Genomic DNA, 7,262 nt, shown 5'->3' on the forward strand with positions numbered 1-7,262 from the left:
AAAGTCGCCTGAAAAATACAACATTCAATTCCCGAAAATCGCTGATAAACCGTACTTTGAGACAGTTCAAACTGGCGGGCAGATCGATCTTGCCCAGGCAGCTACCCTGGCCGGCATCGATATAAAGGAAATATATAAACTCAACCCAGGATTCAATCAGTGGGCTAGCGCCCCCATGGGGCCTCATCGTTTATTGGTACCTATTGAGAGCGCCAAACAGTTTAAAGCCGCGCTGACTGAGCTACCTCCAGAAAAGAGGCTCAACTGGACTCGCTACAGTATAAAACGCGGTGACTCCTTAATTCGCATAGCAAAGAAATTCAACACAACTCCAGCCTTGATTAAGCAAGTCAATCAGCTGCGCTCTAACACGATCAGAGAGAAACAAAAATTACTTATCCCTGTTGCATCTGAAGGTAAAGCTTATTACAACTTAAGCCAGCATAATCGACTCAAGCGCAAGCAAGACAAAATATCCGGAAGCCAAGGCAGCAAGAAACTACGTTATAAAGTACGCTCTGGAGATACCATGTGGGATATTTCCAGAGCTCACAAAGTAGGCGTTCGCTCTCTAGCCAAGTGGAACGGCATGGCACCCACTGACCCGATTAAGCCAGGTCAGGAATTAATTATCTGGTCACTTAAGGATGTAGGTAAAGCAAGCATGCCGCTACCGTCTTTTAGAGATAAAAGGCAAATGATCAGAAAGATTGGCTATCGAGTAAGAAAAGGTGACTCGCTCGCTCGCATCGCAAGTAAGTTCAGCGTAACGATTAATGACCTAGTAAGCTGGAACAAGCTAAACAAGAAAAAATATCTACAGCCAGGACAGAAGCTAACCATCTACGTAGACATAACAGCTACTTAGGCCCCGTTACCGAGGCTAGAATTTATTTTAACCTAGGAAGCCACCTCTAAAATCATTCAGACAATAAGTACTCACTAAATTCGATAAAGTGGGAAACAGTTACCTTATCTACTGGAATCATAGACTTATCAGCGTCAGCGCTATTTTCACTTAATTCACTCATCATACCTTTCACTCTTTCAAGCGTTTCACGAATCAAGCTGACCATTGAGTCGCGCGGAGATTCAAACACTCCCATTGAATCATTCATCTGATTAAAGTGATTAACCATATCTACAATAGGTTGATACCGCTTTAGGTTTGATAAGTCATTCGTTCGACCTTCTTGTGAACTAGAAGGTGCACCATAAGTTCTTAACTCTTCCGCTACAGTCTTGGACAAGTCTAAGGAAAAGGATGCAATTTCGCTGGAATCAAACCCTACACTCATCGCTGATTCAAATGCATCCTGAAAGCGGTCTTGAAAAAATAATTCCGTTACATTACCTAGCTGCGACAATAGCTCGTTAATTGCCGTAAGCTCCGATTCATCCAGCTCCCCTTCGACACTATATTCAAACGACTTATCGCCGGACACAGCCACGCCTAGAGAGTTTCCCGAAGACTGGTAAATAGAGGCAAATGTATCACTCAAACGAATCGAGACTTTATCGCCATCCCTGGTCGTTAAGGAAAACTCGGTACTATCATGACTTGCATATTTGTACTTGGAAACAGCCTCGAAAGACTCTGGCTTAAGCTGTTGTTCATTGACTTTCTCTGGCGTAAAAAACTCGTAAACATTTAAAGCTTGCTGGGAGGTTTTAGCCTCAGTATCTACAGGAGTGTTAGTCGAAGCCGCAACTTCATTTCTAGCGCTCTGCTTGCTCCCTTCAGCTAAGCCATCTGCAGCACTCAGATGTTTTCCTTCAATATCATCTACCCCCTCATCAACCAAATGTCGAGACTGAGCTATTTCCTCCTCAAGCTTTTCATCCATCAAACCCAATGCGCTGATATCTTCTTTAGCGGATGAAAAGCCCGCCTCAATCCCTTTTCGAGCCTGACTTAATAAGTCACCAATTCTCGACTCATCCGCCCCGTTTCTGAGCTCGCTTTCAATTCGGCGTTCGACAAAACCGAGCACAGTATGAGCCACATCTGATGGAGAAGGCACTTTAAACTCAAACTGAGGTTTTTCGATAGTAATATTGAAACTAAAGTTTGTCTCTATCGAGCGGGAGAAAATTCTCCTTCCACTATCGGTACCGGCTTCTAAAAGCTGAGTTTCAACGCTTGTTTGCATACTTGCACTTAGCTTTGCAGAGCCAGTGCTTTCAGCTATCTTACTGGCATCTAGCGAGCGGTGCCGCGACAGCCCACCATCGTTTAGCTTGTCAATGTTATCTAATGCGTTCATACAAAACCCTCTAAAATCCGGTTGACCTCATAGCTATTATCGTCCGCAAAAAGATTTTCTTTAGGCATTCTTTTATAGAAAAGACATCTAAAGCAAGAATCTGTTATATTCCACGCAATTCACCAACTTAATGCGATTACTATGAATAAATTCCCCGAACCAAGCGACCAATACATGCCCGCCACACTCCTTCGGCGACTTCTTGCGTTTTTTTATGACAGTATCTTATGCATAGCTCTCACCATGACCATCACCATGATCTATATGGCGATTAGCCATAGCCTTATTGGTGCCGAAGAGTACAAGCAAATTAATGAGTCAGGCCAATCGCTTAAGGACCCACTACTATCCTCAACGCTTTTTATTTCCCTATTTCTGTTTTTTGGTTATTTCTGGACTAAAACCGGACAAACCCTTGGAATGCAGGTTTGGCATTTACGCATACAAAATGAGGACAACACATCAATCAGCTGGAACCAAGCCCTTGTCAGGTTCTTTGTCGCCGGAGTTTCCATTGCCGCATTCGGTCTTGGCTACCTTTGGGTATTCATCGATAAGAAAAATCGAACCTGGCAATGCATCGCATCTGAAAGCAAAGTTATACGAATTCCAAAGCGCAGCTAGACTCTAAATAAGTCAAACCAGCTTTCTCAGGTCAAAAAAAAGCTCTCGACATAATCGAGAGCTTTTTAGACAACAAACAAAAAATTAATCGTGAGCAGAGATAATCCAGTTTGTAGTCGACTCCATATCAGTAATAAACAACTGACCGATTGACTCACCAGTATCGCCGAATGAGATAGAGTGGATATCAATATCACCCTTGAAGCGCGTATTGATTGCAATACCATCCACAAAAGGATTACTACCAGCAAGCAGACCATCTATATTTAAAACAGCATCTTTAACTGCATAGATTTCACGAATAGAGTGCGCAAAACTAAATGATGAAGTGCCATCCAAACCTGTCAAATCGCCACGCTCATTGTGAATTTCCATGTCAGAAATCTGAACACCGGCAATATCAATATATACATCCAGATCTGTAATCTTAAAGTAACGACCCCAGTATATTTTGGAGTCAGCCTTACCCGTATTACCACCTAGAGGTCCAGATCCATCAAAGCCGTTACCATTGTTCTCAAGATGTAAGTCATCAGGACCTAAGTAACCCTGGATACCTAATTGACTAATCAAGGTAGTTGTACCAGCAGCACCTTGGTCGGGACCCTGACCATCAGTATCTAGACCAGCAGAACCTAGCTCATAACTTGAACTTGCCAAGCCAATTGCATCGATTTCAAGACGAAAGTCGACAGCATGCTCTAGGACTAGCTCTGCAGTATGAAAATCGTCTAATCCAAATCTACCGTCAGCTCTATACTGATCGATACCGCCTTCTGAAGCCCAGCCATCAGTAAAGTCAAAATGGATTACCAAATCACCATCACCATATGTGCGCTTATCGTCAATTACAGCGTTATCACGAGTTGAGTCAATACCGTTTGCAACACTAACAAACGTCGTATCAGTATTCCCATCATTTACATACATCTGAGCAATATCACGCATATTGGAAAAACCATATGCAAGCTCATTATCACCGTCGGTACCATCACCGGCGATGTCAATCTCAAGCCGTAAGTTGTCAAGCATCGTACCTGCAGAGCCCGTACCATTACCCAACGAGTTACCACCCATACGGATACCTTGAATCAACAAATAGCCTGCATCGTGATATGCGAACTCTCCGATCTCCCACTGACTTTCTACATCAAGAGTAAGACCTGCCTGACCCGTGACGTCTTGTAGACTATCTTCATCAAGCATTTGGACTTCGGCCATCACATTTGATGACAAAGCAGAAACTGCCGTCACCAAAGCCAACCTCTTCAAGCCTTTCATTATTGTATTCTCCTACTTTTTTTATTGTGCCGGCCTTCAGCTCTATTTTAGTCCAATCGGGATATATAGACTTTGTACCGTTAGGCGCCCCTTTCTTTCTTAAATACAGCCCGCATCCATGCATACACAAACCTGTGCCAAGGTCCTACAATCCACCCTTGACCCAAGGACTACTACATACGCATTTTATCCAGTCTAGTTGCTGCTTGAATAATACGCGAATTAACAACCTGGTTCAATCATGGAAAGTCTGTGTGAGACACTGCTCTCACTCCAGCTCAACGTGCCCTTCGCAAAAGGAATATCCCTGCTACCAAACATACCGAAATAGGAATAACAGTCGCATAGATTGGATTAAAACCAAACACAATTGCACTCGGCCCTAACAGGTCTTGTGCATACTTGAACAACAGTCCAACCACTACCCCTGAAAACACCCTAAACCCCATCGTGACAGACCTAAGAGGCCCAAATACGAACGATATTGCCACCAAGACCAATACTGCCGTTGAAATTGGCTGAAACGCTTTCTTCCAAAATGACATCATATAAGCGTCAGAGTTTAAGTCCTGAGCTTCAAGATATTGAGAATAAGTATATAAACCCGATATAGATAAGTCGTCGGATGAGACAACCAACACACTAAGCACCGAGGGAGACAAGTCTGTTTGCCAAGTTTTAGTTGGGAAATGATTGACGTAAGTGCGCGCCCCTTTAAAGCTTGTTTCAATAACAGACTCTAACTGCCAAGTACCACGCTGAAAAATAGCACGCTTCGCAAACACACTACTTTCAAGCTGATGATCAGCATCATACCTCTGCAACGACACACCATGAAGCACACCGTTTGATTGCACGGCATTAAAGTGCATAAAAGTATTACCCTCCCGATGCCACACCCCTCTATGACTGGCAACATTTTGCTCTGCCCCCTGGAGAACCGCTCTACGACTCTGAGCTATACCTTCCGTTACAGGAGCAACAAACTCCCCCAAAAACAAACCAATAAGCACAACAACTATTGCAGGCTTCATCGCAAAAAAGACAATCCTTCTGGTCGATACACCCGCTGCACGAATCACCACCAACTCGCTATTTTTGGCAATTGCACCCAAGCCTATCAAGCACCCCATAAACGCCACCAAAGGCAAGTAGTCATATATTCGTCGAGGCAGGGTCGTCAGTACGAACAATGCGGCATCAATAATCCCGTACTGCTCACTCAAATCATTCACTTCCGCCATAAACGCAAACAAAACATCTAACGATAGAACAACCGCCGCAACCAATAGCATGGACGCCGCCACTGTTTGCACAATGTAACGATTAATTCTTCTCATTATTGTTCCCTAGCGCCATATATAATCTGCTAAAAAGCGTTTTCAAAAGTGCCTTATGGTTAATCAAAAATATGCCCTAATATCAGAAATTTGCTGAAGAACGATGCAGTTCATCATTTGGCTTGCTATTCTATGACGATACACGTTTTCAAACCACCTCATTATGTGCTTCAGCACTAATGACCTTCGATACGATAAGAGACAGAAATGAATTACAATATTGTCGATACCGCGATTTCATCACTAAAAGCAGACAGCCTATGCATAGGCCTATACGAAAATCAGACACTATGTGAGCAAGGCAAAGTGCTCGACAAACTTCTTGATGGGCAACTAAGCCAAAGCATATCGCAATTCGACATTGATAGTGATTCAGGAAAAAGCTTCTTCCTACCCCTTCGTAGCGAACACGCTAATAGCGTTATTCTTTTGGGCATGGGAGACAAAAAGAAGTTAAACCTAAGCAGCCTAAACAAGGCCTTCAGCGCATTAGCAAGTCAAGCGAAAAGCGCCAAAGTAAAATCCTTACACTGCTTTTTGGACAATACTATAGATGGCACAGACATTAGCGCCAGACAACTCGCAAACAGTCTCGTTCGCTCAATTTCTGACCAGCATTACACTTTCGATCAGTACAAAAGCAAAAAATCTCCGGCCATCATATTGGAAAACATCAGTGTCGTCTGCTGCACTGCAGACCAACAAGCCTTGAGCGAAGCAACTGTGATCGCTCAAGCTCAGGCGAGAGGCATGGCTACAACCAGAACGCTTGGCAACCTACCCGGAAATGTCTGTACACCTGCTTACCTAGCAGAGCAAGCACTAGCGCTAGCAAGCAGAAGTAATAACTTTGAAGTAAAAGTACTCGAAGAATCTGATATGGAAGCACTAAACATGGGTGCATTTTTATCCGTATCCAAAGGTAGCTCAGAACCAGGAAAAATGATTATCCTTGAGTATAAAGGTGGCAAAGAAGGCGATGCGCCACATATGTTAGTCGGCAAAGGCATCACCTTTGATACCGGAGGAATTAGCTTAAAACCTGGCCCGCAAATGGATGAAATGAAGTATGACATGTGCGGTGCCGCGAGCGTTATCGGTACGATGACTGCAATTGCCGACCTACAACCCAAAATGAATATCGTCTGCATCATTGCAGCGGCTGAAAACATGCCGGCTGGACACGCCTCCAAACCTGGTGATATCGTGACAACAGCTTCGGGTCAAACAGTAGAAATTCTAAACACCGATGCAGAGGGCCGCCTAGTTTTATGTGACGCCCTAACCTACGCCAAAAACTACAAGCCCGCCTCAGTTATCGATATTGCGACACTTACTGGTGCTTGCATTATCGCGCTTGGGCACAGCACCTCTGCCGTGATGGGCAATGACGACACCCTGGTCGATGAACTTCTGCAGTCAGGCAAAGAGGTAAACGATAAAGCGTGGCAATTACCCATTTGGGATGAGTATCAGGAACAGATCGAAAGCCCCTTTGCCGATATTCAAAATATTGGCGGCAAAGGCGCAGGCAGCATTACCGCTGCATGCTTCTTGTCTAGGTTCACCAAAGAATACAAATGGGCTCACTTGGATATCGCAGGTACAGCTTGGGTATCAGGAGGAAAAGACAAAGGTGCAACAGGTCGTCCGGTTCCTTTGCTACTGAACTATCTGTTAAGCAAAGCGTCTTAAATATCTAGCAAGACTATTGAGTTAATTACGACAGCGACAACAAAAGCATGCCCAG

The 7,262-nt window shown here is 44.0% G+C and carries 6 protein-coding genes; 3 read left to right on the forward strand and 3 right to left on the reverse strand.

Annotated features, from left to right (window positions below; translation table 11 throughout):
• The coding region (locus A3763_RS21510) for a LysM peptidoglycan-binding domain-containing protein (RefSeq protein WP_156495240.1) at positions 1–868 on the forward strand (868 nt) is incomplete at its 5' end.
• A gap of 52 nt (positions 869–920) precedes the next feature.
• Here A3763_RS21510 and A3763_RS21515 read toward each other — a convergent pair.
• Positions 921–2,267 (reverse strand): DUF5610 domain-containing protein, encoded by a 1,347-nt coding sequence (locus tag A3763_RS21515; RefSeq protein WP_068634074.1) that lies wholly within the window; start codon positions 2,265–2,267, stop codon positions 921–923.
• A 141-nt stretch (positions 2,268–2,408) separates the two neighbouring features.
• Between A3763_RS21515 and A3763_RS21520 the strand changes: the two genes are divergently transcribed.
• On the forward strand, positions 2,409–2,891 hold the full coding sequence (locus A3763_RS21520) for an RDD family protein (RefSeq protein ID WP_068552993.1): 483 nt from the start codon (positions 2,409–2,411) through the stop codon (positions 2,889–2,891).
• 84 nt (positions 2,892–2,975) lie between these two features.
• Here the strand turns inward: A3763_RS21520 and A3763_RS21525 are convergent, their stop codons facing one another.
• Both A3763_RS21525 and lptG read right to left on the reverse strand, forming a co-directional pair.
• A complete protein-coding gene (locus tag A3763_RS21525) occupies positions 2,976–4,172 on the reverse strand; it encodes a DUF6160 family protein (protein WP_068552994.1) in 1,197 nt (398 codons plus the stop codon).
• A 278-nt stretch (positions 4,173–4,450) separates the two neighbouring features.
• Positions 4,451–5,512, reverse strand: coding sequence for an LPS export ABC transporter permease LptG (gene lptG / locus A3763_RS21530; RefSeq protein ID WP_068552995.1), 1,062 nt, complete (start codon positions 5,510–5,512; stop codon positions 4,451–4,453).
• A 207-nt stretch (positions 5,513–5,719) separates the two neighbouring features.
• On the opposite strand from lptG, the gene A3763_RS21535 reads away from it, so the two are divergent.
• Positions 5,720–7,207: a leucyl aminopeptidase gene (locus A3763_RS21535; RefSeq protein WP_068634075.1), complete on the forward strand. Its 1,488-nt coding sequence runs from the start codon at positions 5,720–5,722 to the stop codon at positions 7,205–7,207.
• The last annotated feature ends 55 nt before the right edge of the window (positions 7,208–7,262 follow it).

The sequence above is a fragment of the Oleiphilus sp. HI0128 genome (genome assembly GCF_001635365.1).

What these genes read in the sequence shown, in the direction of transcription:
- A3763_RS21515 (WP_068634074.1), bottom strand. Translation starts at nt 2,267, where the DNA reads ATGAACGCATTAGATAACATTGACAAGCTAAACGATGGTGGGCTGTCG.
- A3763_RS21520 (WP_068552993.1), top strand. Translation starts at nt 2,409, where the DNA reads ATGAATAAATTCCCCGAACCAAGCGACCAATACATGCCCGCCACACTC.
- A3763_RS21525 (WP_068552994.1), bottom strand. Translation starts at nt 4,172, where the DNA reads ATGAAAGGCTTGAAGAGGTTGGCTTTGGTGACGGCAGTTTCTGCTTTG.
- lptG (WP_068552995.1), bottom strand. Translation starts at nt 5,512, where the DNA reads ATGAGAAGAATTAATCGTTACATTGTGCAAACAGTGGCGGCGTCCATG.
- A3763_RS21535 (WP_068634075.1), top strand. Translation starts at nt 5,720, where the DNA reads ATGAATTACAATATTGTCGATACCGCGATTTCATCACTAAAAGCAGAC.